The following is a 25,713-nucleotide window of genomic DNA, read 5'->3' as shown; positions in this document are numbered from 1 at the left end:
TGATTTTTCCCTTCACGTCCTCCGAGTGGCGTTGGCACTAGCTGGCAACACCATGAGGATCGCTCGTGTTCCCGCACTCTAGAGGACGGATCTCCGGGCGCTGACCTTGTGCAGTGCGGGCAGCCGGCTCGCCGTCTCCCGCTGTGCGCCGGCCTCCCGCCGGGTGACCGCCTTCTGCTGGGCCGCCGTCTTCGCCTGGGTAGAGGTCTTCTGCTGGGTAGAGGTCTTCGGCGAAGCGGAGGTCTTAGGCTGGGCGGGCGGCGCGAGCTTGCCCGCGACCCACTCGGCGATGCCCGTCGCCACACCCGGCTCGCGGTAGAGCGGCGCGCTGTGGTTGATGCCCGGCACGACGCGGATGTTCATGGCCACGCCGACCTGGTTGAGCTGCTCCTTCAGCAACTCGCTCTGGTAGGCGGGGACGAACTCGTCCTTGGAGTGCACGGTCAGCACGGGCGCGTCGTGCGCGCTCGCGTGCCAGGGCACCTCCATGCTGGCCCAGACCTTCGCGCACGCGCCGGTCGGGCGGCAGTGGCCCGCGAGCGCGATGGCGGACTGGCGGAGCTTGCGCTGGTCGTAGTCGGCCCCCTCGTCACCGTCGGAGTACGCGGTGAGCGGGGACACGACGGGGGAGATCCCGACGACGCCGCGCAGCCCCGGGAGGCCGTCCTTGTACGTGCCGACGGCGGTCGCGAGGTGGCCGCCCGCCGAGAACCCGATGACGACGTAGCGGTCGGGGTCGAAGGAGAACAGGTCGGCGTGCCTGCGGGCGGTGGCGATGGCCGACAGCGTGTCGGTGCGCTGCGCCGGCCACGGCGCTTCCTGCGAGAGCCGGTAGTTGATGTTGAAGACCGTGTAGCCCATCGAGGCGTACATGCGGGTGACCTCGGTCATGTACTTCTTGTCGCCACCGCTCCACCAGCCGCCGTGGATGACGAACACTCCCGGCCTGCGCCCGGCGTCGGGCTGCCACCACACGTCCATGCGCTGGTGCGCGGACTGCCGTCCATAGGAGTAGGTGCGGACCACCGTCGAGGCCAGCACGTCCTCTGAGGGAGTGGCGCTCGGGGTGGGAGTGGGAGTGGGGGTGGGGGTGGGCGTCGGCGCGGTCACCGCTCCCGCCGGCGACGCGACCGCGGGTGCCAGGGCGACGGCAGCAGCCAGAGCGAGCGATCCCACCGTTACCGCGCTTCTCACTGGGCTCTTTCCTTCCCCGTAATCATGGCACCCCATTGTGGGGCAAAATGCCTCACTTGTGCACGCGCTGACCCCGCGTCGCGGACAACCCGGTGCCTTCGATGATGCCCGTAGGGCCCTGGGTTGTGCACATGAGAAGCCACGCGCGTGGTTCGCTGCTGGAAGGATGATGCCAGCACCCCCGTCCGCATCGCACGTTAGGAGGCCCAGTTGGAGCGCGAAGACGCCCTCGCCGGGCTCGACCCGGAGCAGCGCGAAGTGGCCGAGGCGGTGCGGGGGCCGGTCTGCGTGCTCGCCGGTGCGGGCACGGGCAAGACCCGGGCGATCACCCACCGCATCGCCCACGCCGTCCGCACCGGTGTGGTCGACGCGCAGGGCGTCCTGGCGGTGACCTTCACCACACGTGCCGCGGGCGAGCTCAAGCAACGCCTGCGCGAGCTCGGCGCCAGCGGCGTCCAGACGCGCACCTTCCACGCCGCGGCCCTGCGCCAGCTCACCTACTTCTGGCCCCGGGTGATCGGCGGCGATCCGCCCAAGGTGGTCGAGTCCAAGCTGCCGCTCCTGGTCGAGGCCTGCCGCGAGCTCCGGCGCAGCCCCGACCGCGGCGAGCTGCGCGACGTGGCGAGCGAGATCGAGTGGGCCAAGGTCACCCAGGTCGCGCCGGAGGACTACCCCGTTCTCGCCGCGAAGTCCGGCCGCACGCCCCCGATCGGCCCCGAGGAGGTCGCGCGCCTGTACGAGGCGTACGAGACGCTGAGGCGCCGGCGCCATCTCGTCGACTTCGAGACCATCCTGGAGCTCACCGCCGCGGTGATGACCGAGCACGAGGAGGTCGCCTCCCAGATCCGCCGGCAATACCGCTATTTCGTGGTCGACGAGTACCAGGACGTCAACCCGCTGCAGAAGCTCCTCCTCGACACCTGGCTCGGCGGTCGTGACGACATCTGCGTCGTCGGCGACCCGAACCAGACCATCTACTCCTTCAGTGGCGCGACCCCGCGCTACCTCACCAACTTCGCCGTCGAGCACCCCTCCTCCACGGTCATCAAGCTGGTGCGCGACTACCGCTCGACACCCCAGGTCGTCGGCCTGGCCAACAGAGTGCTCGCGAAGTCGCGCGCCCCCCACCGGCTGGAGCTCGTCGCGCAGCGTCCCGACGGCCCGGTGCCGGTCTTCGCCGAGTGCGACGACGAGCCCGCCGAGGCCGAGACCGTCGCCAGGCGCGTCAAGGAGCTGATCGCCCAGGGCGTGCCCACGCGAGAGATCGCGGTGCTGTTCCGCGTCAACGCCCAGACCGAGGTGTACGAACAGGCGTTCGCCCAGGCGGGCATCCCGTACCTCCTGCGCGGCGCCGAGAGGTTCTTCGAACGCCCCGAGGTGCGGCAGGCCGTCGTGCTGCTGAGGGGGGCCGCCCGCTCGGCCAACGACGAGGAGCCGCTCGCGCAGGCCGTCCACGGCATCCTCTCCGGCATCGGGCTCACGGCCGAGCCGCCCGGCGGCGGCACCGCCCGCGAGCGCTGGGAGTCGCTGAACGCCCTCGCCGAGCTGGCGGAGGACCTCGCGGCCGAGGGTGGCGACCTGCCGCGCTTCGTCGCCGAGCTGGAGCGCCGCGCCACCGAGCAGCACGCCCCCCCGATCGAGGGCGTCACGCTCGCCTCCCTGCACGCCGCCAAGGGCCTCGAATGGGACGCGGTCTTCCTGGTCGGTCTCACCGACGGCATGCTGCCGATCATCTACGCCGAGAGCCCCGAGCAGATCGAGGAGGAGCGGCGCCTGCTCTACGTCGGCATCACCCGCGCGCGCGCCCACCTCCACCTGTCCTGGGCGCTCGCCCGCTCGCCGGGTGGCCGCAAGGCACGCCGCCCCTCGCGTTTCCTGGACGGCCTCACCGGCGTCACCCCCGGCGTGAGCCGTACGAGCGCGCCGGCCAGAGACCGCCGCTCCGGCCAGGCGCGCGTCGCGACGACGATCCAGTGCCGGGTCTGCGGCAAGACCCTGACCATCGGCGCCGAGCAGAAGCTCGGCCGCTGCTCATCCTGTCCCGCCGACTATGACGAGGAGCTGCTCGAACGGCTTAAGCTCTGGCGTACGAACGCGGCGAAAGAGGCAAAGGTGCCCGCGTACGTCGTGTTCACTGACGTTACGCTCCAGGCGATGGCCGAGCGGGTCCCCACATCCGAGGAAGCCCTGCTCTCGATCGCCGGCATCGGCCGCGTCAAGCTGGAGCGGTACGGCGAGGCCGTGCTGGAGATCTGCCGCGGAGGGGAAGTGACGTGAACGAGGCGCTCAAGGAGGTCCTCGACCTGCTCGACCTGGAGCAGATCGAGTGTGACATCTTCCGGGGGCGGAGCCCGGAGGAGCGCATCCAGCGGGTCTTCGGCGGGCAGGTCGCGGCGCAGGCGCTGGTGGCGGCGGGGCGCACGGTGCCCTCCGACCGCACGGTGCACTCGCTGCACGCGTACTTCATCAGGCCGGGCGACCCGGCGATCCCCATCGTCTACAACGTCGAGCGCGTCCGCGACGGGCGGTCGTTCACGACCCGCCGGGTGGTCGCGATCCAGCACGGCAAGACCATCTTCGCGCTGTCCGCGTCCTTCCACATCTTCGAGGAGGGCGTCAGCCACCAGGCGGCGAGCATGCCCGCGGTGCCCGGCCCCGAGACGCTGCCGATCTTCCAGGACCGCATGCGCGACCTCGTGGGCGACACCGAGCCGTGGAGCGACTGGCTGGCCAAGCCGCGCCCGGTGGACGCGCGCTACGTCACGCCGCTCACCTGGGAGGCCCACCGCGACCCCTCGCTGCGCGGCTCCGAGACGCAGGTGTGGTTCCGCTACGACGCCGACCTGCCGGACGACCCGCTCCTGCACGTCGTGCTGGCCGCCTACGCCTCCGACTACACGCTGGTCGACACCGTGCTGCTGACGCACGGCCTCGCCTGGGGCGCCTCGAACGTCACCGGCGCCTCCCTCGACCACGCCATGTGGTTCCACCGCCCGCTCAAGGTCGACGACTGGGTGCTGTACGCGCAGGAGTCGCCGTGGTCCGGCAACGCGCGGGGGCTCGCCCAGGGGCAGATGTTCACCCCCACGGGAGAGCTCGCGGTCTCGGTCGTGCAGGAGTGCATGATTCGTGTCGCGAATCCGTGAAATCGCAGGTAGAAAATGTGTTGCCGGGCTGCGTGATCCGCGTTTAGAGTCTTGCACAAGCCGGTCGGACGATCCCCGTCCGACCCCGCACTCGATTGGGAGGTGAGTCCAGTGAAGACGATTCTGATTCCGATGTTCGCCACGCCGTGGCTCGCTTCCCTGCGGAGCAGCAGCACTGTCGTTCCCGCCGCAGCTGAGCGGAGCCTGACCGCTCCGATCGCGCCCGTGTCCCTTGGCCTCACCGCCGATGGCCCGGCGAAACTTCGGCAGGAGAAGACTGCCCGCGTCCAGGCTGCCCTGGGCTCGGCCGCCTTCGCCTACGGCGACACCGCCATGGTCACCGACCACCCGATCGCTTTCGAGCGACAGGTCGGCGACCCGCAGACCACGAGCACCGCCAATGGTGGGGTGCAGGGTCCGCCACCCTGGAGGCAACCGGTCATAACCTGACCGGTTGATAGAGCCTCCAGGCCGCGGATCCGTACCAGGATCCGCGGCCTTCTTGTTGTTCGGCCGCCAGATCCGACCACCTCAAGAGGTAAGAGACCAGATCAGCAGCAGACAGAAAGGTGACGCAGATGGCGGTTTGGACGACCATGGACCTGGTCGACGAAGCCGATATCCCGTGTCGTACCGACCCCGACCTGTGGTTCGCCGAGTCCCCCGACGACGTCGAGTTCGCCAAGGCACTCTGTGGTGGGTGCCCGATCCAGAAGGCCTGCCTGGCCCGCGCGCTGGAGCGCGAGGAGCCGTGGGGCGTCTGGGGCGGGGAGCTCGTTCTCAGGGGAACCGTCGTACCGAAGAAGCGGCCGCGTGGGCGTCCTCGTAAGACCCCGGTCGCAGCCTGAAACACCTCTCAACCCTTCAGCAAAGCCAGAGACCTTCGAAAGGACCACTCCAATGACCACCATTCCTTCTTGGACCAACCAGATGCCTTATATGCACAAAGAACTGGTTCACGATCGAATACAAACCCTTCACCGCGAGGCTGAGGAGCAACGGCTCGTCAACCGCATCGTCCGCGTGCAAAAGGCCCGCAAGCAGGCAGAACGCGCTTCCGTACGCTTGCGGCAGGCGCTCGCGCGCATGGTCTGACGCGACGAGGACCCGACTGTGCTCATGGCGCCGCTTGCTCGTGGAAAGGCCATGACCATCGCGTCCGAGTGACAATTCAAGGGGCGGATCCGAAAATCGGATCCGCCCTTTGCGCATTCGATCCCACCGGTCGGATCGGGCGACTAACCCAATGACCGCTCAGGAGGCGGCGAGCGCGGTGGTCCTGCCTTCTGGGTCGTCGTCGGCGAAGCCGGGGACCCATCGGACGACCTCGGCACGGAAGCGCGCCGTGGCGCCGAGCTGGCACAGCACGCCGACGCCCGCGGCGTGCACCCGGTTGATCAGCACGTACGAGGGCGGCAGGTTGAGCTGGCGCACGACGTTGGTCGGGCGCAGATCGGTCACGGTCGCGACCTGCCGCTGGAGCCACTCGCGGCTGAACGTGAACTCCTCCACCTGGGTGGGCTCGACGTACGGGGCGAGGAAGGCGCGCAGCGCCTCGGTGTCGACCTCGATGTGGGGGCGGATGAACCCCTCGTCGCGAAGGCCCTGGACGACGGTGCTCATGTCGCCCTTGTTGAAGATGCGGGTCAGCGTGCCGAAGACCTCGGGGTAGCCGTCGGGCATGCGGTTCACCGCGCCGAAGTCGAGCACTCCCAGGCGGCCGTCGGGCAGGACGCGGAAGTTGCCGGGGTGAGGGTCGGCGTGCAGCATGCCGGCGCGGGCGGGTGAGCTGAACAGGAAGCGCACGAACAGCAGCCCGGCGCGGTCGCGCTGCTCCTTGGTGCCGTCAGTGATGATCTTGGAGAGCGGCGTGCCGTCCATCCACTCGGTGACCAGGATCTGCTCGTTGGCGGCGATGACGTCCGGCACGCGGAAGTCGGGGTCGTCGTGGAACGCCGTGGCGAAGCCGTGCTGGGCCTCCGCCTCCCTGAGGTAGTCGAGTTCCTCCGAGACCCGCTCTCTCAGCTCGCCGACCACGGCCTTGATGTCGAGCCCCGGCAGCAGCACCCCGAAGAGCTTCCCGAGCCTCGCGAGCTGGTTGAAGTCGGCCAGCAGCGCCTTGCCCGCGCCGGGGTACTGGATCTTGACGGCGACCTCCCTGCCGTCGTGCCAGACGGCCTTGTGCACCTGGCCGATCGAGGCGGCGGCGGTGGGGGCGTCGTCGAACTCCAGGAAGTTCTCCCGCCAGTCGTCGCCGAGCTGCTCGGTGAGGACCGCGTGCACCGTGGACGCCGGCAGCGGCGGCGCCGCGTCCTGCAGCTTGGTGAGCGTCGCGCGGTAGGGACCGGCGATCTCGGACGGGAGTGCCGCCTCGAAGATCGACAGCGCCTGGCCGAGCTTCATCGCCCCGCCCTTGAGCTCGCCGAGGACCCGGAAGATCTGCTCGGAGGTGCGCTGCTGGATCTCCTGGGCGACGATCTCGGCGGACTTCCCACCGATCCGTTTGCCGAGCCCGAGAGCGGTGCGGCCGGCGAACCCCAGGGGGAGCGTCGCCAGCTTGGCGGAACGCGTCACGGCATGTTGGGGGAAGTCACTCACGCGACCATTGTTAGCGGACCAAACTGGTTTCGACTACAACGACATTGCGGATGAGTGCTCCACGAGCGTTTTTTCCAACGCCAATCAGGCATTACGTCAACTGTGCTGTTGGTCACAACGGGCTCCAGGCCGTCGACAGAACCCAGCGCGTGGCCGGTCGCCTGCGCCGCGACCAGCGTTGACAGCACCGTGTCGCAGGCGATCTCGCCCGCGGGGAAGCCGCCGAGCCGTGCGCCCACGACCGGCCACGACGGGTCGCGGTCGCGCCGGGTCAGCTCCAGGCACCGCAGGCAGGAGGTGCGCCCCGGGAGCACCAGCGGGCCCACCGAGCCGACCCCCTCGCCCGCCGTCACGAGCAGGTGAGGGATGCCGAGGGCCACGAGCTCGCGGGTCACCACACCGTCGAGCGGGCCCACGGGAGCCAGGATCACCAGGTCGGGACGGCGGGCGCCGTCGGTGAGCTGCGAGGCCGTGCGCCCCGTCCAGGCGTTGACGCCCGGTGCCACCCGGCGGGCCACCGCCACCGCGCCCTCCTGCCTGCCGCGCCCGACCTCCGCGAAGGAGAGCCCGCCCGGCACGACGTCCTCGTGGCGGGCCGTGCCCGGATCGATCACGCACAGGTGGCCGACACCCGCGGCGGCGAGGAGGGCGACGATCTGGGCGCCGACCCGGCCCGCGCCGTACACCCGGACGTAGGCGGCGCGGCGACGCTCCAGCGCCGCGAGCCCGCCGTCGCCCGCGTCGGCGGCGGACAGGGACAGGGCGGCCAGGTCGGGCGCGAGCCGGTCGCGCTCGGCGGCGGACAGCCCGCGCAGCGGCTCCGGCCGCACCGACGCGTCGTCGAGCAGCCCGCGCTCGGTCAGCATGCGCATGACCTGGTGGACGGTGCCCTCGTCGAGCTCGCCTCGGGCGATCAGCTCGTCGAGCGTGCGCGTGCCGTCGAGGCTCTCGACGAACCTGCGCATGCGGGGTTCGAGCTCGGTCAGCACGACGGCACGGAGAGGATGGACGCCGAGCTGCAGGGTGCGGTCGTCGCGGTCGACCCGGCGCAGCGCGGGCTTCAGCCTGGGCCGGACGGGCTGCCGGGAGGGGCGGGGCGTGGGAGGCGTTGGCGTGGTCACGGTCGCGCAGCCTGGCACATCTCCACCACGAGCCGGGGCCGGTTGTGCCCACCTGTGGATAACTCCGGGGGCGACCGGGGGGCGATGCGCCCTGCGCGAACAACGGCGGACCGGTCACGTCTCGTCCGTCCCTTGCTCACCAACTCGTGGGGCAGTTGTGAGCGATGTGATTGTTGAACATTACGCGAACGCGGATTGACCAGCGAAAACGTGATTCACCCCCTGTGGAATCCCAGAAGTCTCGGCTACCGTGCATATGTGCCCCCCGAGACAGTCGAGGTCCGCCGGAGTGCACGCCGACGGCGGACCGTATCCGCATACCGCGATGGCGACAAGACCATCGTGCTCCTGCCTGCCGGTCTGAGCAGAGTGGATGAGGAACAATGGGTGCGCCGCATGCTCGACCGGCTCGCGGCCAAGGAGCAGCGCAGGCGGCCCAGCGACGACGATCTGCTCGGCCGGGCCCGAGAGCTGGCCACCCGCTACCTCGATGACCAGGCGTGGCCCACCAGCGTGCGATGGGTGGACAACCAGCGGCACCGCTGGGGGTCGTGCACCCCTGACCACGGCAGCATCCGCCTCTCGACGCGTCTGCGTGGCATGCCCGCCTGGGTGGTCGACTATGTGATCATGCATGAGCTGGTGCACCTGCTGGTGCCGAGCCATGGTCCCCGATTCTGGGCGCTGGTGGAGCGCTACCCCAAGGCCGAGCGCGCGCGTGGCTTCCTGGAGGGGTTCTCCATGGCGGCCAACGGTTCAGTGGAGGAGTGTTGAGGCTCGCGGCCGTCCTGGTCACGCCGGAGATGGGCAAGGGGGCGCCGCCCGGGGTCGATCCCGCCGAGTTCCTGCTCGCCCTGGCGGAGGACACCTACGAGATCGTGGCCGGGCTCGACCTGGTGGAGCCGGTGATCCTCGCCGCCGGTGTCGACGGGCTGGACGACCTCGCCTGGCCGGGCACGCGGGTGATCGCGCTCTCCGGTTCCGCCGGCCCCGCCGAGGCCTTCGCGGCCCTCCAGCCGTACGGCGAGGAGGCGGTCGTGATCAGCGGCGACGCGCCCGACCTGCCCCCGCTGCTGATCGGCAAGCTCTTCCGCGAGCTGGGCCGCGCGCCCATCGCCGTCTGCCCGGCCGCCGACGGCGGCGCGGTGGCGATGGCCGCCAGGCTGCCGTTCCCCGAGTGGGCCTCGGCCGGCTTCGACGACCCCGACGTGGTCGTACGGCTGCGCGGCCAGGCGCCCGGGAGCCGCATGGTTGCCACCGGCCCCGGCTGGCATCGGCTGCGCGGACCCGGCGACATCGCCCGGCTGGACCCCGGCCTCGAAGGCTGGGAGAACACCCGGGCGCTCCTCAGCGCCTAGACCCCGCCGCCCCCGGCCGGCAGCGACAGCCGGGTCAGCACGGCCCGGTGGTCGGTGCCGGGAACGTCGTACACGTGGTAGCCCAGCACGGACACGCGATGGTCGGCGAGCACGTGGTCGATCGTGATCATCGGGGGCACCCGCTTGTTGGCGGGCCAGGTGGGGGTCAGGCCGTTGCCGGTCGTGTCGCCCGCGTCGTGGTAACCCCGCGCGATCAGGCGCCGCAGCTCGGCGTGGTCGAGGCTCGCGTTGAAGTCGCCGGCCAGGATGCGGAACGGTCCAGACGAGGGCCCCGGCGGCAGCGCCCGCAACCCCGCGGTCCACTGGGTGACCTGACGGCCCAGCGGGGGAAGCGTGTGCACATCGACGACCTCGACCTCGGGCCCGCCGGGCAGGCTCAGCCGCACCGCGGGCATGTTGTGGCCGATCACCTGGAACAGCCCGTCGAGCCGGGTGATCGGATGGCTGGAGTAGATGCCGCTGCCCGCCGCGCTCCACTCGTCCTGCAGGTAGCGGTAGGGCATCAGCTCCTTCAGCCCCGCCGCGTCGAGATCGGCCACCGCCCCCGGAGTGAGCTCCTGGGTGTTGAGGATGTCGGGGCGGTGCCGGCGGACCAGGTCGACGACGGTGCCCGCGTCACCGTGGCCGAAGAAGAGGTTCGCGGTGAGCACCGTGAAGGGCCGCCCGGACGTGACCTGGGCGTCCCCGAAGGCGCGGGGGAGCACGCTGCACCCCAGCGCCACGGACGTGGCGACCGCGACGGCGGTCACGGCCTTCTTCTTGGACAGGACCGACAGCAGCACCGGCAGCAGCGACCCCGCCGCGGCATACGGCGTGGCCGTCATGATCTGCTCGGAGAAGGACCCGCGCTCCAGGCCGCCCACCCGGGTGACCGCCCAGACGGCGAACGGCGTCACCGCGAGCCAGGCCAGTGTGCCCGGCACGCGCAGTCGGAGCCGTCGCGGGCGGGAAGGGGTCACTATCACGCCGCCCACCTGTGTCTCGGCCGTGGCGTTCACCCATCTCAAGATTCGGGTCGGTGTTCCGACCACGACCCTATCGAGCGAATGTAGGAACGGCGTGAAGAAGCCGGAGCCACAGGCCGGGCGTGTCAGGACAGCACGAGCGCCCTCGCCCGCCGGGCGAGCCTGCGGGTCGCCTCGTCCGTCGGCTCGGGGATGTCGTCCACCGGCACCCACCGCAGATCGAGCGACTCGTCACTGATCACGAACTCGGCCCCCGGCGGCGCCACCGCGCCGTACTCGACGTCGAGGTGCCAGCTGTGCGGCGGGTGGCACCACACCCGGTGGCGGTCGAGCGCGAGCGGCCCCGGCAGCAGTCTGAGCCCGGGGATGCCGGACTCCTCGGTGGCCTCGCGTAGCGCGGCGGCTTCGAGCGACTCGTCGGAGAACTCGCAGTGCCCGCCCATGGGCAGCCACATCTGGGCCTTCGCGTGCAGGGTGAGCAGCACCTTGTCACCGTCGTGCGACAGCACCGCCGTGGTGGCCGTGAGGTGCCCCGCCGCGCACGAGCGCCACATCGCGTCGTCGAACGCGTGCAGGTGCTCCACGAACTCCTTGCGGAGCAACTCCTCGGCGGGGGTGGGCGCGGTCCACAGGCTCAGCGCGGCTCGGGCGTCGTCGCGCAGCGTCATTCGCCGCCGGGCTCCTTCGAGCCCGGCTCCTCCGGGGTGTCGCCGGGCTTGCCGGGCTCCCGCCCGCCCTGGTCCTCGAACGACGAGAGGTCGAACCTCGCCTCGCCCCGGACGAAGGCCTGGGGATCGTCGAGGTCGCCGGCGGTCGGCATGAGGTCGGGGTGGGACCACACCGCGTCGCGCCCGTCGACGCCGCGGTCGGCGGCGAGGGCCTGCCAGAGCGCGGCGGCCTCCCGCAGGCGACGCGGACGGAGCTCCAGCCCCACGAGCGTGGCGAAGGTGCGCTCAGCCGGCCCTCCGGTGGCGCGGCGCCGCCGTACCGTCTCGGACAGCGCGGCGGCGGAGGGCAGCTTGCCCTCGGCGGCGGAGTCGACCACCGTGCCGACCCAGCCCTCGACCAGGGCGAGGATGGTCTCCAGCCGCGCGAGCGCGGCCTTCTGGCGGTCGGTCTCCTCGGGCTTGAGCAGCGCCCCGCCGCTCAGGGCCTCCTGGATCTGCTCGGGGTTGCTGATGTCGAGCCCGCGGATCTGCTCCTCCAGCGCGGAGGTGTCCACGGTGATGCCCTTGGCGTACTCCTCGACGGCGCCGAAGAGCTGGGTGCGCAGCCACGGCACGTGCTGGAAGAGGCGATGGTGCGCGGCCTCCCTGAGCGCCAGGTACAGGCGGATCTCCTCGGCGGGGATCTCGAGGCCGTGGCTGAACGCGGCGATGCCGCCGGGCAGCAGCGCAGCGGTCTCCGAGAGCGGCAGCCCGATGTCGGAGGAGCCGATCACCTCGGGGGCGAGCGTGCCGAGGGCCTGGCCGATCTGGGTGCCGACCATCATGCCGCCCATCTGGCGCATCATGCCCATCAGCGGCCCGAGCTGCGCGGCCATCGCCTGGGCCTCGCCGCCGAGACCGGCGCCGCCGAGGGCGCCGCCCATGGTCTCGACCATGCGCTCGGCGATCGGGTCGCAGAGCCGCTTCCAGACCGGGACGGTCTTCTCGATCCACTCCGAACGGCTCCACGCCTCCGGGTTGGTGAGGCCGCTCGGCAACTCGGTGACCTCGTTCAGCCAGAGGTCGGCGAGGCGTAGCGCTTCGACGATCTGGCGGCGCTCGCCTTCCATGACGCTCGGATCGCCTTCGGCGACCACGGCGTGGCGCGCGATGTTCTTGGCCATATCCCAATTGACGGGCCCAGAGCCCGCCGGGGCCGAGAGCATGTCGGCGAACTGGCGCATGGCCGCGGCCATCTGCTCCGGGTCGCCGAACATCGCGAACGGATTCTCGTTGGGGTCGTTTTCGCGACCTGGCAGGTCAGTCACCGCTCTACCTCGTGCAGGATGGAGGAGTCCACATCCGCCACGTTATCCGTCGTAGGGCGGATCAGTGCAAAGTGAGGACCTCGTGCCTACCTCGAAACGCCTCCGGCCACCGGTCGTCGCCGTCACCGGCGCGGCCACAGGGCTGGGGAGGGAGTTCCTCTCCCGGGTCGCCTCGTCTGCGGATTTCCGCCGTGTGGTGGCGATTGACGACCAGCGGGGCGACGTCCCTGACGTCACCTGGCGAGTCCTCGACGTCCGAGATCCGCTCTTGGCGAACCGGATCTCCGACGTCGACGTCCTGGTCCATCTAGCGTCCGACTACCGGCTGGACGCAGACCCGTCCGAGCGCCGCGCCTACAACCTCAGGGCCGCCCAGACCGTGCTCACGGCCTCGGCCGCCGCGCGGGTGCGACGGGTGGTCCTGGTCACGAGCGCCATGGTCTACGGGGCGGTGCCGGACAACCCGGTCCCGCTCCCCGAGGACGCCCCGGTGGCCGCCGAGCCCGACTCCGGCGTCGTCGGCGACCACCTGGAGATCGAGGCCCTGGTACGCCGCTGCCTTCGCAGCCATCCCGGCCTGGAGGTGACCGTGCTGCGGCCGGCCGCCGTGGTGGGGCCGGGCATGGACACCGTGGTCACGCGCCACTTCGAAGCTCCGCGCCTGCTCACGGTCAAGGGCTCGGCGCCGCACTGGCAGTTCTGCCACGTCGACGACCTGGTCTCCGCCCTGGAGTTGGCGGCGCTCGGCCTGGTCTCCGGGGTCGTCACCGTCGGCAGTGACGGGTGGCTGGAAATGGAGCAGGTCGAGGAGCTGTCCGGCCTGCGGCGTTTCGAGCTGCCCGCCGGGCTGACCTTCGGCACCGCCCAGCGCCTGCACCGCCTCGGCATCACGCCGGCCCCCGCCACCGACCTGCACTACGTCGTCTACCCCTGGGTGGTCGACTGCGCGTCCCTGCGCGCCGCCGGGTGGAAGCCCGCATGGACGAACGAGGCCGCGCTCCAGCAGCTTCTCGATCTTCGCGAGGGCAAGCACGCGGTCGTCGGCCGCCGCCTGTCCGGAAAGGACGCCACGCTCACCGCCGCGGGCGCCACCGTCGCCGTCATCGGCACCGCCGCCATCGTCCGCAGGGCACGCCGCAAGCGGCGCATCTAGAGGGGGTCCGGGCCGATCTAGGAGGAGTTCAGGGGTGTGCCCGGTCGCTCGTCGCCGGACCTGCGGATGTGCGGGCTCCGGGCGCGTCCGGGCCCGCATCCGGGTACCCCTCGGGGCATGGGGATCTCTGGCCACGCCCGGCACGCGGAGTACTCTCGTGGCGTGGACGTCATCCGATTGCTGGGCATTCGCGACACCCCGCTTTCCGTGGACGAGGTCCTCGGGGCCGTCGGCGACCACGCCGCGGGCGGTACGACGATCTTCGTCGGCACCGTGCGAAGTCAAGACCACGGCAAGCCCGTCACCCTGTTGTCGTACTCCGCGCACCCGAACGCCGAGGCCGAGCTGCGAAGGGTCGCGGAGAAGGTCGCCGCGGACTTTCCGCTCACCGCGCTCGCGGCCGTGCATCGCGTCGGCGACCTTGAGCTGGGCGACACCGCGGTGATCGTGGCCGTGGCCGCCGCGCATCGGGGCGAGGCGTTCGAGGCGTCGCGGCGCCTGATCGACGACCTCAAGCGGGAAGTGCCCATCTGGAAGCACCAGGTCTTCGCGGACGGCACCGCCGAATGGGTCGGCTCCTGCGGCTGACCAGGGAGTTCACCGACCGGGAGGCTGTGATTGACCTGGATGTCCACCCTGTGTGTGTCCGCGTAACCGTGGTCCCGGCGAGCGCATAGAGTTGCCCCCATGTCCCGACGACGTCTGACGTTGATGGTTGCGGGCGTGCTCACGCTCGTGCTCGGCGGCGCCGGCGCGCTGCTGCCCGTGCCGTACGTCGCCCTGAGCCCCGGTCCGACGGAGAACACCCTGGGCGATGTCAAGGGCAAGCCGGTCATCAGCATCTCGGGGCACCAGACCTATCCCACCTCGGGCAAGCTCAGCCTGGTCACCGTGGCCTACCAGGGCGGCCCCGAGGCCCACATAGACCTGCTCACCGCGCTACGCGGCTGGATGGACCCCACCGTCGCCGTCGTGCCCGAGGAGACGATCTTCCCGAAGACCGTGTCGGTGAAGGAGGTCGAGGAGCAGAACACCCAGGAGATGAGCAGCTCCCAGCAGGACGCGACCGCCGCGGCGCTGAACGAGCTGAAGATCCCCATCAAGGTCATCGTGGCCGTGGCGTCCACGCAGAAGGGCAAGCCCGCCGACGGCAAGCTGCTGCGTAACGACGAGATCACCGCCGTGGACGGCGCGCCGGTCCGCACCGTCGACGAGGTCGCGGCGGGCGTGCGCAAGCACAAGCCCGGCGAGCCGGTCGAGTTCAGCGTCGTGCGCGACGGCAAGCCCATGACCCTCCAGGTGGGCACGGTGGCCGGCGCCAACGGGTCCATCGTCGGCATGATCATGGGCACCCAGTTCAAGTTCCCGTTCACCGTGAACGTCAACGTGGGGGACGTCGGCGGCCCGAGCGCCGGCCTGATGTTCTCCCTGGGCATCTACGACAAGCTCACACCCGGGGCGCTCACGGGCGGCAAGTCGATCGCCGGCACCGGCACGATCACTCCCGACGGCAAGGTCGGGCCGATCGGCGGCATCCAGCAGAAGATGGTCGGCGCGCGCGACGCCGGGGCCACGGTCTTCCTGACCCCCGCCGACAACTGCGACGACGCCGTGCAGGCCGTGCCCAAGGGGCTTCGCCTCGTGAAGGTGAGCACGATGCACGAGGCCGTCCAGGCGATCGACTCGCTCCGCACGGGATCCGGGCAAGTGGCGAGTTGTCCGGCCAGGTGACCTCACCCGGCCACTCCGGTCCGCGTGAGCCTTCGGGTTCTCGCGGCCCGTCCAGCGTGCTCGTCCCGCGTGAGCCTTGGGGTTCTCGCGGCCCGTCCAGCGTGCCCGGGCCGCCGGTGGGGAACCCGGCGCGCGCCCGAGGCGTTGGGTCACCTGTACGTGCGCGTCCCATCCGGTGGCGTCGCTCGTGCTCCGAGTCGTGTCCGCGATCACGCAGTGCGTGGGCCGGCCGCGCGCGGGGAGGCCGCAAGTTGTGGCCCTACCGTGCCCGGGGCTTGGAAGGTGACCGCTTCACTACCGGTGTAGGTTGCCAGACACGGACCGTTACTCGTGAAATTTAGGGGTGGGCCTTGACCTTCCGGAACCCCGGCGCGGGTCGGGCGATGCGTTTGCCCCGCCGGCCGCGGCTTCTCGTTCCCGTCGCGATCACTCTGGTCGCGATCGTCATCTTGTTCTTCGTCTTCGCCGGCATCTTCACCGACTGGCTGTGGTTCGACTCGGTCGGCTACACCTCGGTCTTCTCGACCATGCTCGTCACCCAGCTGCTGCTGTTCGTCTTCGGCGCGCTGCTGATGGGCGGCGTCGTCGGCGGCAACATGATCATCGCCTACCGCGCCCGTCCCCTGTTCGGGATCGGCATGTTCGGCGGCGCCTCGCAGGGCGCCGACCGCTACCGCGCGGCGATCGACCCGCACCGAAAGATGATCTTCCTGATCGGGCTGGCGGTGCTGGGCCTGTTCACCGGCTCCTCCACCGCGGGGCAGTGGAAGACCTGGCTGCTCTTCGTCAACGGCACCTCCTTCGGCAAGCCCGATCCGATGTTCGGCATGGACATCTCGTTCTTCATGTTCACCTTCCCGTTCATCCGGATGCTGCTGAACTTCCTGTTCACCGCGGTGATCATCTCGATCGTCGCCGCGGCGATCGTCCACTACCTGTACGGGGGCTTCCGGCTGCAGTCGCCGGGCCTGCACGCCACGCGTGCCGCCCGGGTCCACCTGTCGGTGCTGGTGGGCCTGTTCGTGCTGCTCAAGGCCGTGGCCTACTTCACCGACCGGTACGGCCTGGTCTTCTCCGACCGGGGCAAGGTCTTCGGCGCCTCCTACACCGACGTCCACGCCGTGCTGCCCGCCAAGAGCATCCTGGCGATCATCGCGCTGATCTGCGCGGCGCTGTTCTTCGCCGGCATCGTGCGGTCCGGTGGCATGCTCCCCGGCGTCGGCTTCGGGCTCCTCGTGCTCTCGGCCGTGCTGGTCGGCACCGTCTACCCGGCGCTGGTCGAGCAGTTCCAGGTCAAGCCGAACCAGCAGAGCAAAGAGCAGGACTACATCAAGCGCAACATCACGGCGACCAGAGACGCCTACGGGGTCTCGTCCACCGAGGTCACCCCGTACAGCGCCAAGACGCAGGGCACTCAGCAGGAGCTCCAGAGCGAGGTCTCGACGATCCCCGGCGTGCGCCTGCTCGACCCGAGCGTGCTGTCCCCGACCTTCGAGCAGCTCCAGCAGATCAAGGGTTACTACCAGTTCCCCGATCAGCTCGACGTCGACCGCTACAAGATCGACGGAGTGTCGCGCGACACGGTGGTGGCGGTCCGTGAAGTCGGTAAGGCTCCGGACAGCAACTGGATCAACGACCACCTGGTCTACACCCACGGCTTCGGATTCGTCGCCGGCCCCGGAAGCAAGACCGACTCCCAGGGCAAGCCCGACTTCATCGTGAAGGACATCCCGCCCACCAAGGGGCTGGGCGACTTCGAGCCGCGCATCTACTTCGGTGAGAACTCCCCCGAGTACTCCATCGTCGGCGGCGGCGCCAAGCCCATCGAGCTCGACTTCCCCGAGCAGAGCAACAACGGGCAGGGCAGTGGCCAGGAGAACTTCACCTACACCGGCAAGGGCGGCGTTCCCATCGGGAACTTCCTCACCCGCCTGCTGTACGCGAGCAAGTACGGCGAGACCAACCTGCTGCTGTCGTCCGACATCAACAGCAAGTCGCGCATCCTGTACAACCGCGATCCGCGCGACCGCATCCAGCAGGTCGCCCCGTTCCTGACGCTCGACGGCGACCCGTACCCCGCGATCGTGAACGGGCGCATCCTGTGGATCGTCGACGGCTACACGATGTCCGAGGACTACCCCTACTCCGAGCGCCGCAGCTTCGGGGACATGACCAGGGACACCTCGACCGAGAGGCTCCTGACCGCCCCGCAGCCGCGCGACCACATCAACTACATCCGCAACTCGGTCAAGGCGACGGTGGACGCCTACGACGGCACCGTCTCGCTGTACGCCTGGGACGAGAAGGACCCGCTGCTCCAGACCTGGGAGAAGGCCTTCGGCGGCGTCATCCAGCCGAAGTCCAAGATCTCGACCGAGCTCATGGAGCACCTGCGCTACCCCGAGGACATGTTCAAGGTGCAGCGCGACATCCTCGGCAACTACCACGTCACCGACGCGAACGCGTTCTACGGCGGCCAGGACTTCTGGAAGGTGCCCGAGGACCCGGCGAGCTCGAAGACCAAGCAGCCTCCGTACTACGTGACGCTCAGGATGCCCAACGAGACCGAGCCGCGCTTCTCGCTCACCACCACCATGGTGCCGAACAACCGGGACAACCTGGCGGCCTTCATGGCGGTGGACGCCACCGGTGACTCCGCCACGAAGATCAAGATCCTGCAGCTACCGAGCGACACGACGATTCCAGGGCCCAAACAGGCGCAGAACACCTTCGACACGAAGGCCGCCAGCGTCCTGAACGACCTGCGGATCGGCGGTACGACGGAGACCTTGAACGGCAACCTGCTGACCCTGCCGTTCGGCGGCGGCCTGCTGTACGTCGAGCCGGTCTACGTCCAGCCCAAGGTGCAGAACTCCGCGCGCTATCCCACCCTGGCGCGGGTGCTCGTGATGTTCGGGTCCGACGTGGGCATCGGCACCACGCTCGCGGACGCGCTCAACCAGGTGTTCGGCCAGGGCCAGCAACTACCGTCCACTCCGACGACGCCGACCGAGCCGAACACCTCGACCGTGACGCCCGATCTCGCCAAGGCCTTCGACAGCGCCCAGAAGGCGTACGACGAGGGGCAGAAGGCGATCAAGGCCGGTGACTTCGCGGGGTACGGCGAGGCGCAGAAGCGGCTCGCCCAGGCGCTGAAGGACCTGGAGTCGGCGCTGGGCAAGCAGAAGCCCAGCCCGTCGGCCTCGCCTTCGGCGACGCCCACCCCGGCGCCGTCGGCCGAGGCGGCCACCGCGACGCCCACGGCGAGTCCCACTCCATCGCCGACGCCCAGCTCGTAGGCACGTTCCGGGGCCGGCCCGGCCGGCGACGGCCGCACCGGCCCCGGAACGATTTGCCAGTGCCCCAAAGGGCCGATAGTCTTTAAATGCAAGCCGACGCGGGGTGGAGCAGCTCGGTAGCTCGCTGGGCTCATAACCCAGAGGTCGTAGGTTCAAATCCTACCCCCGCTACCAATGAGGGCCCGGGATCCAATGGATCCCGGGCCCTCACGCATGTACGGGGCAGATTGAGCCCCGATGTCGCTCGGCTCTCCTCGGCGTTGTCCCGCCGCGATATCGTCTTCTTGACGCAAATGCCGCGGTAAGAAAGGAATGGGTCTGCGTATCGCGCGAAAAGAGGGCACGGGCACTACGGGGTGGCGAGGAGTCGCGCGTGCGTGCAACCTGTGACGTGACCATCGCCGGTGGGGGAATCGTTGGTTGCGCCATCGCCCATCGGCTCAGCGCCGAAGGCCGCAGAGTTATGGTGGTCGACGGAGGCACCAGGCTCGGCACCGGGGCGTCCTCGGCGGCGATGGGCGGCATCATCACCGAGACCGATGAAATGTGCCTTGGTCCATTGCGCGAGCTCGTGAAACGCAGCCGGGATCTGTATCCGGCGTGGCTGGAAACCATTATCGGCCTGTCTGGAATACAGGTTCCATTGCTTTCCACCGGGGCTCTCCAAATCGCGCTGGACGACGAGGAGATGACCCGGCTCCAGGAAGAAGTGCTGCCCCGCTGGCGCGCCATCGAGGCGAAGGTCGAGCCGCTGTCGAGGCACGAGGTGCTGCGGGTCGAGCCGCTCATCAGCGAGGAGGTCCGCGGAGGATTCCACCTCCCGACCGAGCTCGCCCTTGAGCCGACCCGCCTGATGTCCTCCCTCTCGGCCGCTCTCTGGCAGGACCCGTCGATCCGCATCGAACCGGGCTCGTGGGTCGAGCGCGTGGAGGTCCACGCGGGCGGCGTGGCCGTGACCCTCGACAACGGCGGCCGCATCGAGTCCGGCCACCTCGTCGTGGCCGGTGGCCATCTCAGCGGCTCGCTGGTCCCCGGCCACGCGAGCCTGCTGCTCCCGATCAAGGGGGAGGCGATGGAGGTGCTGGCCCCCGGCTCGCGCGGCTACCCCCTGCGCCATCACGTCTACGCCTGCGTCGAGGGACGCGACATCTACGTCGTCCCGAGGGTCGACGGGCGGCTCGCGGTCGGGGTCACCTACGAGCGTGGCCGATCGGACACGGTGCCCACGACGGGGAACCTCGCGGTCATGCGTCGCGGGCTGGCCGCCCTCGCCCCGGAGGCCGCCACCTGGAAGCACGTCCGGCACTGGGCGGGCGTGCGGCCGGGCACCCTGGACGGCATCCCGCTCATCGGCCACGTGGAGCCCCACGGCCGGGTGGTCCTCGCCACCGGGCACGTCGGGCTCGGCATCACGCTCGCACCCGTCACCGCCGAGCTGGTCGGCGCGCTGCTCGACCGCGGCCGTACCGCCGGCGCGGCGACGCGCGCCCTGCTCGGACTGTGCGACCCGGCGAGGTTCAGTCCAGCGGTCGCGCCAGCGCCCACAGATGGGTGAACCGCTCTGACAGGGTTCTGACCTGCACGGGGTCGAGGACGAGCTGCGTGTTCTTGATCATGTAGATGCCCTCGCCGACACTCGGCCCGAGGGTCGTCTCGTAACTGACCACCCCGTCGAACACGATGAAGTCCGACAGCCAGCTGCGCAGGGTGGTCGGAATCGTCGACGGGTCGAGCACCCGCACCTCGATGTTCACCTCCGACTGCCAGGTGTAGACGCGCCTGAACAGTTCCTCGTCGGGGCGGTCGGAACGATCCAGGACGAAGATGCGCCGCACCCTGACGCCCTTGTCGGCGCGGTCGCGCTGGTTCTCCAGGTACCGCATCCCGAGGTCGGTCGTCCAGAATCCGCCCTCGATGTCCCAGGCCCCGGCGTCGACCATGGGGATGCTGATCGCGTCTATCGATTTGCTCGCATGCTTGGACAGGCCGAGCAGCCAGTCGCGGTCCTCGCCCTCCTGGGTGACGATGCCCTCGCTGAGCTCGCGCAGGAAGTGGGTCATCCGCGCGATCTCCGACTGCGCCAGATCCTGGATCAGCTTCGGCATGTCGGTGCTCAGTGCGGTGGCGTTGCGCACGAACTGGGTGATCACATCGGTCTGCAGGGCAGAGGTCTCGGCCAGCCCGAACAGCTCCGTCGCCTCGTTGATCCGGTTGAAGCCGCTGTCGAGCAACAGGTGCAGCGCGCTGTGGTGCACGCGCTGGTCCCTGAGAACGGCGTCCAGGCGCCTGTCGACGTCCACGAGGAACTGCACCACGAACACCGCTCCGCCGACGAAGACGGAGAGGGTGACGCTGGAGAGGACGTCGGCCTCGTCCACGAGCACGTTGGTCAGCACGAAAGACGACCCGCCGATCAGGAGGGTCACGAGGATCTTACGCACCGCCTGGGGGAGTACCTCGGCTCGAGATGGGGTCTCCATCTGCTTCTCGCCTGCTCTCTGCCATCACGCTTAGAAGAGATAAGGTGTTGACCGCGATCTGGTCGCGGATTCTTTCTACAGACGATTTCCACTGCCGGGAGAAACCCGGGTGCCTTTCGAGCTCCTCCCAGAAGGGCCTGAAGGAGTCGTCCACCCGCGCTCCCGGCATCCACAGGTGCAGCAGATGGTCGATCGCGGGTGACAGCTTCGCGGCGATCCGCGTGTGCGCCGCGGTTCCGATCAGCGCCCGTTCGATGAGCGACTGCAGCGTCGTCAGGAGCCAGTCGTGAAGGGCCAGGTCCTCGCAGAACGCGACGATCCGCGCATCCGGCTCCCCGGTGAGGCGCAGCGTGCGGAGCATGCCGTTCCAGAGGGTGAGCCTTATGGGCGGCCGGCCCTCCTCGCCGATCTCGCCCGGCTCCAGCACCCATCGCAGCCGGGTGCGCGTCGTCTTGAACGGCGTCTTCCTGTCGAGTTGCGGGGAGTCCTGGACGCGGTTCATCAGCCGTCCGCTTATCGCCCCGAAATCAAGGATGTCCAGCGGGAGCTCCGACGCCATGAAGCCGTCGGCCATGTCGCGCCAGCGTGCTCTTCCCTGCACCTCGACCTGTCCCGGCCGTGCCAGATAGTGCGACCAGGCCATCCGGTGGTCGGTTTCCGACGGCACGATGAAGGCGTAGGACGATCCCTGCAGGATGCGTCCTCCGGTGATGGCGGCGCGATGGGTCACGGTGCCCGTGGCCCTGATCCGCGCGCCCGACAGGCTCGGCAGGCGGCAGTCGACCCCCGAGAGGATCTCCGGTGAGATCGCGTGGGGCAAGGGACGCAGCGAGGTGCGAACCTGCTCGCCCGAGACGAGGCATAGAGCTTCCCGGCACTGGGCCTCGGAGAGCTCTCCCAGATTGCGCAGAAGCCCGGTGTGCACTTCCCCCACTATCAACATGTGGCCTCCAGGCCGGTCCCTCGCAGGCGGCCGGTCCCTACAGGAAGACGTAGGAGACGCGGTCGACGACTTCGTCCTCAAGCCGCAGGCCCTCGCCGCGAGCGCGGCCGGCCACCTGCGAGAGCACCTCCGGGTCGGCGGCCACCTGGCCGAGGATCGTCCGTACGGCCAGTTCGACGGGCAGGAACCGCGAGGAGAGGACCGACGCGGTGCGGTAGGCGGCGAACGGAGGGGCGCTCGGGTTGAGCTGCACGAAGGGCGGAAGCGCGTCCCAGTCGGCGGGGAACCCCTCTTCCAGGCGGGACGGGGTGACCACCGGCCTGCCGTGGTGCCTGAGCAGGCCGAGGCGCATCAGCTGCCAGACCGCGGCGAGGTAGGGGCAGGACCACACCCGCGTGCCGCGGGGCTCGTCCCACAGCTCCACGTCGACGAAGATCGAGTGCCGTCGGGCGGCGTTCTGCGCGGGAGGCCGCCAGCCGGGCTCGCCGCCCATGGCCTCGGACTGCGCGCCGTCGGTCTCACGCCGGCCGTTGCAGAGCCAGCCGCTCTTGGTCAGCGGTGGCCGCGACCCGTTCGTGCCGGGGGCCGGGTCGTCGACGATCCGGTCCAGGACCAGGCGCGCCACGTCGACCGTGCCCGAGTGGGCGCAGCCCGACTCGCGGGCCAGGTAGTCGATCACGAGCCCGGCCTCCTCGGCCGCCTCGATCACCATGGGCACGACCTCGGCCGGGGTGCTGAAACGGCTGAAGTAGTCGTCGATGAGAAAGCACGTGCTCACCCGCGCCTTCGGGTGGGCCGTCTTGCGAAAGGTCTCGAACCAGGGCGCGACCAGGCGGAACTGGTCGCGGATGCGCTGCGGGCCGACCGCGAAGTCCTCCATGTAGAGGTGGCCGAGCTCGACGGACACGTGGGAGAGGGGGGTCGACTCGACTCGGCGCCGCGCGGTGTCCTCGGTGAAGACGGCTTTCACAGGCCCTCCCAGGCGTGCGCGTCGAAGATCTTCGTGGCCAGGTCGTCGAACGCCTTGATGGTGTTCTCGTTGGCGATGCGGCTCGCGTAGACGTCCTCGTCGACGATGAGCTGCTCCCTCCACTGCAGCACCGGATCGAGCGGCACCTTCCCGAGCATCGCCGTGCGGCCGACCCTGTGGCGCCTCGCCAGCTCGTGCAGGTCGCGGTTGCACTCGTCGAGCCAGGCGAGCTGGGTGGAGCGCAGGGCCGACAGCTCCGGCGCGCTCGGCTCGACGACGGCCGTGCGGACGAAGCGGATCTGCTCGGCGAGGGCCCTCTTGTCGTGCCCGTGGACGGTGCCGACGTCCAGCAGGCCCCGCTTGTCGTACACCAGCCCGGACGCCGCGATGATGTGCTGGCGGGTCCATCGGTGGTAGACGAGCCAGCGGAAGGGAACGGCCGCGAGCTCGGGGTGCGCCGTGGCGGCCAGCACCATGTCGGCGGCGTACGACCGTCCGGCGCTGAGGTCGACCAGGCAGAGGTCGAACTCCTCCTGCAGGCGGAGGAAGAGCCGCACGCACTGCTGGACGATCGCCGTCGTGCTGCGGAACTCGCCGCCGCTCGAATCGCCGGGGAACAGCGCCAGCTGCCCGGCCCCAGGGGGCTTGCCGCGCAGCGCGCCACGGTCGGACTCGGCCCAGATGTCGATGCGGTACGGCTCCTGGACCTTCTCCTGGAGGTAGGAATGCATGCCGCCGCGGTCGGTGCCGCGCTCGGCCGCGCTCACGTTGAAGATGGCGCCGGCCGTCGGGGAGCCGAAGTCGAAGTCGAGGTAGCAGACGTCGTCACCGTGAAGCGCCCGGCGGTAGACGATGTTGCTGCTCGTCACCGAGCGGCCGGTGCCGCCCTTGTCGCTGATCGCGAAAACCAGCACGTCAGTTTCCCTCCGTGGCGTTCTCCCGGGCCAGGGCCAGCAGTTCGAGATCGCGGAGGCATTCGCTGACGAGGGCTATCGCGCTCCCCGGGCGCGAACGGATGATCACCCGCGCTCGCCCGAGGTTGGCCTCGATGCTTCGCAGCTTCGGCTGGAGCGCCTGCCGGGAGCCGGCCACCCAGATGAGCTGCTCCTGGTCGTAGAGATGCTCGGCCTCGCTGAGCATCTCGTTGGCGATGTCGGCGAGCAGCGGGCTGCGGATCGGCTGCGTCTCGATGGTCTTGGCCGCCGAGACCAGGAACTCCACCGCTCGTTCGGTGAAGTACCAGGACGGCAGCTCGGTGACCTGCTTCAGGTCGGTGAAGACCCTGGAGGGCTGGTCCCACAGGCCCCTGGCAGGGCCCTCCGTGTAGCGGCGCCGGGAGATGTGCTCCCAGATCTCGTCCGCGAGGGACAGGAGCCGCTCGCGCATCTGGGTGCTCCGAGAGATGGACGCCACGCCGATCGTCCGCTTCAGCAGCGTGATGGAGAAGTCCGAGATGAGCCAGTGCATCGGCGGGCCCAGGGCGTCGCTGCCGTCGAGCTGGTAGACCACGCCCGGCGAGTGCATCTTCACCGGGGGATCGTCCTTGGTCGCCCGGCGGGTGATGCGTGCTCTCATGGCCAGCTCGTCGAGGACTCCGGCGACGCGGCTGAGCACGGTGTCCGTCGCGCGGGTGCTCAATAGGTTCTCGACCACCATGGCGGTCACCAGCAGGGAGAAGTAGTCGGACTCCACGTCGTCGGTGGTGCGCCAGGGAATGTCCTCCAGTGGCCAGCGACCGCGCCCGAACATGGCGATGCGCGCCCAGTAGGCCTGGGTGAGGTCCCACCGGCGTTGCAGGGCGTTGGCGAGCTGCTGCTGCTCGTCGTCGAGCAGGCCGAGGACGCGCGTGCGCTCCGAGAACAGGTCGGTGATGCTCGTCAGCGCGATGACGGTGAAGTACAGGAACGGCAGGTTGGGTGCGATGCCGTTCGGCTGCGGCCCCACGTCGAGGTCGGTCACGACCTCCGGGGCGTCCTGGACGATGCCCCAGCTCCAGCCGCACTCGAAGATGAGGTTGTGGTTGTCGAGGTCGACCTGTCCGGATCCGATGGTCAGGTCGCGAAGGCCGGCCCGCACGCCCGTGAGCTGCCTCTGCAGCTCCTCGACGACCCGCCGCTCGGGGAGGTTCTCCTGGTTGACCGAGCGGATCAGCGCCTGGCCCTGCGCGGACCCCGGGTCGAACACGTTGATCGTGAAGCTGCGCAGGAGGTTCACCATGGCGGCCGACAGCCGCTTGGCGGCGCGCGTCTCCACGTCCAGGATCTCCTTGAGGAGCTCCTCGCGGCGCACGCTACGGCGGAAGACCTTGAGAAAGCCGAGGATGCTCAGCATCAGGGTCACCGACATCGAGAACGAGTCCACGACGTCGAGCCGTTGCTGCTCCTGGGTCGGCTCCTGGGCGGGGTCGTTCGACTTGAAGTACGTGCCGCCGGCGAACACCGGGCGACCCTTGTCATCGGTGTAGACGTCGAGGTACTCGCCGATGACCTTGATCAGGGTCTTGGGGATCTCGACGCTGTCCCCGAGCGCCCCGAGCGCGTCGAGGACGTCCTCGGCCGTCTCGTCGGGCACGTCGAGCTTGAATCCGGTCAGCTCTGAAGCCGGGAACATGAGACATAAGAGTTGCTCGGTGTCCGAAATGGAGTTGGAACCGTCGCGCCCGCCCCATGTCCACCGGCCCTCTTGGAGGGACGCACGGGAAACTGCTTTCCAGACTTCGAGAAGTTGTTGCCGTGGCTGCAGTTTCATGGGCGCGGAAC

23 protein-coding genes and 1 tRNA gene are annotated in these 25,713 nt (G+C 69.6%); 13 read left to right on the top strand and 11 right to left on the bottom strand.

The annotated features are described in order from the left end of the window. Positions 1–78: 78 nt before the first annotated feature. Positions 79–1,194 (bottom strand): alpha/beta hydrolase, encoded by a 1,116-nt coding sequence (locus tag OG589_RS31120; RefSeq protein ID WP_405141505.1) that lies wholly within the window; start codon positions 1,192–1,194, stop codon positions 79–81. A 210-nt stretch (positions 1,195–1,404) separates the two neighbouring features. Here OG589_RS31120 and OG589_RS31115 point away from each other — a divergent pair, with 210 nt between their 5' ends. From OG589_RS31115 to OG589_RS31095, 5 genes are all read left to right on the top strand, one after another. After that, positions 1,405–3,471, top strand: coding sequence for an ATP-dependent DNA helicase UvrD2 (locus tag OG589_RS31115; protein ID WP_405141503.1), 2,067 nt, complete (start codon positions 1,405–1,407; stop codon positions 3,469–3,471). Then, entirely contained in the window at positions 3,468–4,340 is an 873-nt protein-coding gene (locus OG589_RS31110) for an acyl-CoA thioesterase (RefSeq protein ID WP_405141502.1), read from the top strand. The genes OG589_RS31115 and OG589_RS31110 overlap by 4 nt, the downstream gene beginning before the upstream one ends. 111 nt (positions 4,341–4,451) lie before the next feature. After that, on the top strand, positions 4,452–4,790 hold the full coding sequence (locus tag OG589_RS31105) for a hypothetical protein (protein WP_405141501.1): 339 nt from the start codon (positions 4,452–4,454) through the stop codon (positions 4,788–4,790). A 128-nt stretch (positions 4,791–4,918) separates the two neighbouring features. Beyond that, entirely contained in the window at positions 4,919–5,188 is a 270-nt protein-coding gene (locus OG589_RS31100; RefSeq protein WP_358547093.1) for a WhiB family transcriptional regulator, read from the top strand. A 52-nt stretch (positions 5,189–5,240) separates the two neighbouring features. Beyond that, entirely contained in the window at positions 5,241–5,435 is a 195-nt protein-coding gene (locus OG589_RS31095; RefSeq protein ID WP_405141500.1) for a hypothetical protein, read from the top strand. A gap of 159 nt (positions 5,436–5,594) precedes the next feature. Here OG589_RS31095 and OG589_RS31090 read toward each other — a convergent pair whose 3' ends face one another. Beyond that, entirely contained in the window at positions 5,595–6,938 is a 1,344-nt protein-coding gene (locus OG589_RS31090) for an ABC1 kinase family protein (RefSeq protein WP_405141498.1), read from the bottom strand. Further along, positions 6,935–8,059, bottom strand: a complete 1,125-nt coding sequence (locus OG589_RS31085) for a ThiF family adenylyltransferase (protein WP_405141497.1) — start codon at positions 8,057–8,059, stop codon at positions 6,935–6,937. Before OG589_RS31085 ends, OG589_RS31090 begins: the two co-directional genes overlap by 4 nt. A 258-nt stretch (positions 8,060–8,317) precedes the next feature. Between OG589_RS31085 and OG589_RS31080 the strand changes: the two genes are divergently transcribed. Both OG589_RS31080 and OG589_RS31075 read left to right on the top strand, forming a co-directional pair. Further along, positions 8,318–8,833: a M48 family metallopeptidase gene (locus OG589_RS31080; RefSeq protein ID WP_405141496.1), complete on the top strand. Its 516-nt coding sequence runs from the start codon at positions 8,318–8,320 to the stop codon at positions 8,831–8,833. Further along, positions 8,827–9,417, top strand: coding sequence for a DUF2064 domain-containing protein (locus OG589_RS31075; protein WP_405141495.1), 591 nt, complete (start codon positions 8,827–8,829; stop codon positions 9,415–9,417). Before OG589_RS31080 ends, OG589_RS31075 begins: the two co-directional genes overlap by 7 nt. On the opposite strand, the gene OG589_RS31070 is transcribed toward OG589_RS31075, so the two are convergent. The 3 genes from OG589_RS31070 to OG589_RS31060 form a co-directional block, all read right to left on the bottom strand. After that, complete coding sequence (locus tag OG589_RS31070) at positions 9,414–10,436, bottom strand: endonuclease/exonuclease/phosphatase family protein (protein ID WP_405141494.1); 1,023 nt, start codon at positions 10,434–10,436, stop codon at positions 9,414–9,416. The two genes, OG589_RS31075 and OG589_RS31070, sit on opposite strands and share 4 nt — an antisense overlap. A 92-nt stretch (positions 10,437–10,528) precedes the next feature. Continuing rightward, positions 10,529–11,071, bottom strand: coding sequence for an NUDIX hydrolase (locus OG589_RS31065; protein WP_405141492.1), 543 nt, complete (start codon positions 11,069–11,071; stop codon positions 10,529–10,531). Next, positions 11,068–12,378 carry a zinc-dependent metalloprotease gene (locus OG589_RS31060; RefSeq protein ID WP_405141491.1) on the bottom strand — a complete coding sequence of 437 codons (1,311 nt, stop codon included), beginning with the start codon at positions 12,376–12,378 and terminating at the stop codon, positions 11,068–11,070. Before OG589_RS31060 ends, OG589_RS31065 begins: the two co-directional genes overlap by 4 nt. Before the next feature lie 82 nt (positions 12,379–12,460). Between OG589_RS31060 and OG589_RS31055 the strand changes: the two genes are divergently transcribed. From OG589_RS31055 to OG589_RS31030, 6 genes are all read left to right on the top strand, one after another. Further along, positions 12,461–13,531 (top strand): NAD-dependent epimerase/dehydratase family protein, encoded by a 1,071-nt coding sequence (locus OG589_RS31055; protein ID WP_405141490.1) that lies wholly within the window; start codon positions 12,461–12,463, stop codon positions 13,529–13,531. Between the two features lie 162 nt (positions 13,532–13,693). After that, positions 13,694–14,119, top strand: a complete 426-nt coding sequence (locus tag OG589_RS31050) for a molybdenum cofactor biosynthesis protein MoaE (RefSeq protein ID WP_405141488.1) — start codon at positions 13,694–13,696, stop codon at positions 14,117–14,119. 99 nt (positions 14,120–14,218) lie between these two features. Further along, positions 14,219–15,262, top strand: a complete 1,044-nt coding sequence (locus OG589_RS31045) for a PDZ domain-containing protein (RefSeq protein ID WP_405141487.1) — start codon at positions 14,219–14,221, stop codon at positions 15,260–15,262. A 383-nt stretch (positions 15,263–15,645) separates the two neighbouring features. Further along, on the top strand, positions 15,646–18,561 hold the full coding sequence (locus tag OG589_RS31040; protein WP_405141486.1) for a UPF0182 family protein: 2,916 nt from the start codon (positions 15,646–15,648) through the stop codon (positions 18,559–18,561). A gap of 97 nt (positions 18,562–18,658) precedes the next feature. Beyond that, positions 18,659–18,735 (top strand) — tRNA-Met (locus OG589_RS31035). 199 nt (positions 18,736–18,934) lie between these two features. Beyond that, a complete protein-coding gene (locus tag OG589_RS31030) occupies positions 18,935–20,116 on the top strand; it encodes an NAD(P)/FAD-dependent oxidoreductase (RefSeq protein WP_405141485.1) in 1,182 nt (393 codons plus the stop codon). Here the strand turns inward: OG589_RS31030 and OG589_RS31025 are convergent. Genes OG589_RS31025 through OG589_RS31005 form a run of 5 tightly spaced genes read right to left on the bottom strand, consistent with a single transcriptional unit; the run spans position 20,079 to position 25,702 of the window. Then, positions 20,079–21,002, bottom strand: coding sequence for a hypothetical protein (locus OG589_RS31025; protein ID WP_405141484.1), 924 nt, complete (start codon positions 21,000–21,002; stop codon positions 20,079–20,081). The genes OG589_RS31030 and OG589_RS31025 overlap by 38 nt on opposite strands. Next, complete coding sequence (locus OG589_RS31020; RefSeq protein ID WP_405141482.1) at positions 20,995–21,966, bottom strand: SCO2521 family protein; 972 nt, start codon at positions 21,964–21,966, stop codon at positions 20,995–20,997. Before OG589_RS31020 ends, OG589_RS31025 begins: the two co-directional genes overlap by 8 nt. Positions 21,967–22,021: 55 nt before the next feature. Next, complete coding sequence (locus OG589_RS31015) at positions 22,022–22,954, bottom strand: SCO2522 family protein (protein WP_405141481.1); 933 nt, start codon at positions 22,952–22,954, stop codon at positions 22,022–22,024. After that, entirely contained in the window at positions 22,951–23,868 is a 918-nt protein-coding gene (locus OG589_RS31010; RefSeq protein WP_405141480.1) for an SCO2523 family variant P-loop protein, read from the bottom strand. The genes OG589_RS31015 and OG589_RS31010 overlap by 4 nt, the downstream gene beginning before the upstream one ends. A gap of 1 nt (position 23,869) precedes the next feature. Beyond that, positions 23,870–25,702, bottom strand: coding sequence for an SCO2524 family protein (locus OG589_RS31005; protein WP_405141479.1), 1,833 nt, complete (start codon positions 25,700–25,702; stop codon positions 23,870–23,872). Positions 25,703–25,713: the final 11 nt, after the last annotated feature.

It is taken from the genome of Sphaerisporangium sp. NBC_01403 (assembly GCF_045040145.1).
Classification (GTDB): domain Bacteria; phylum Actinomycetota; class Actinomycetes; order Streptosporangiales; family Streptosporangiaceae; genus Sphaerisporangium; species Sphaerisporangium viridialbum.
The sequence above is the reverse complement of the archived record's forward strand: the minus strand, read 5'-3'. Positions and strand labels throughout refer to the sequence as shown.

Bases quoted from the DNA above. Each gene is read 5' to 3' on its own strand.
- OG589_RS31100 (WP_358547093.1), top strand. From the start codon at position 4,919: ATGGCGGTTTGGACGACCATGGACCTGGTCGACGAAGCCGATATCCCG.
- OG589_RS31095 (WP_405141500.1), top strand. From the start codon at position 5,241: ATGACCACCATTCCTTCTTGGACCAACCAGATGCCTTATATGCACAAA.
- OG589_RS31065 (WP_405141492.1), bottom strand. From the start codon at position 11,071: ATGACGCTGCGCGACGACGCCCGAGCCGCGCTGAGCCTGTGGACCGCG.
- OG589_RS31045 (WP_405141487.1), top strand. From the start codon at position 14,219: ATGTCCCGACGACGTCTGACGTTGATGGTTGCGGGCGTGCTCACGCTC.
- OG589_RS31040 (WP_405141486.1), top strand. From the start codon at position 15,646: ATGCGTTTGCCCCGCCGGCCGCGGCTTCTCGTTCCCGTCGCGATCACT.
- OG589_RS31005 (WP_405141479.1), bottom strand. From the start codon at position 25,702: ATGAAACTGCAGCCACGGCAACAACTTCTCGAAGTCTGGAAAGCAGTT.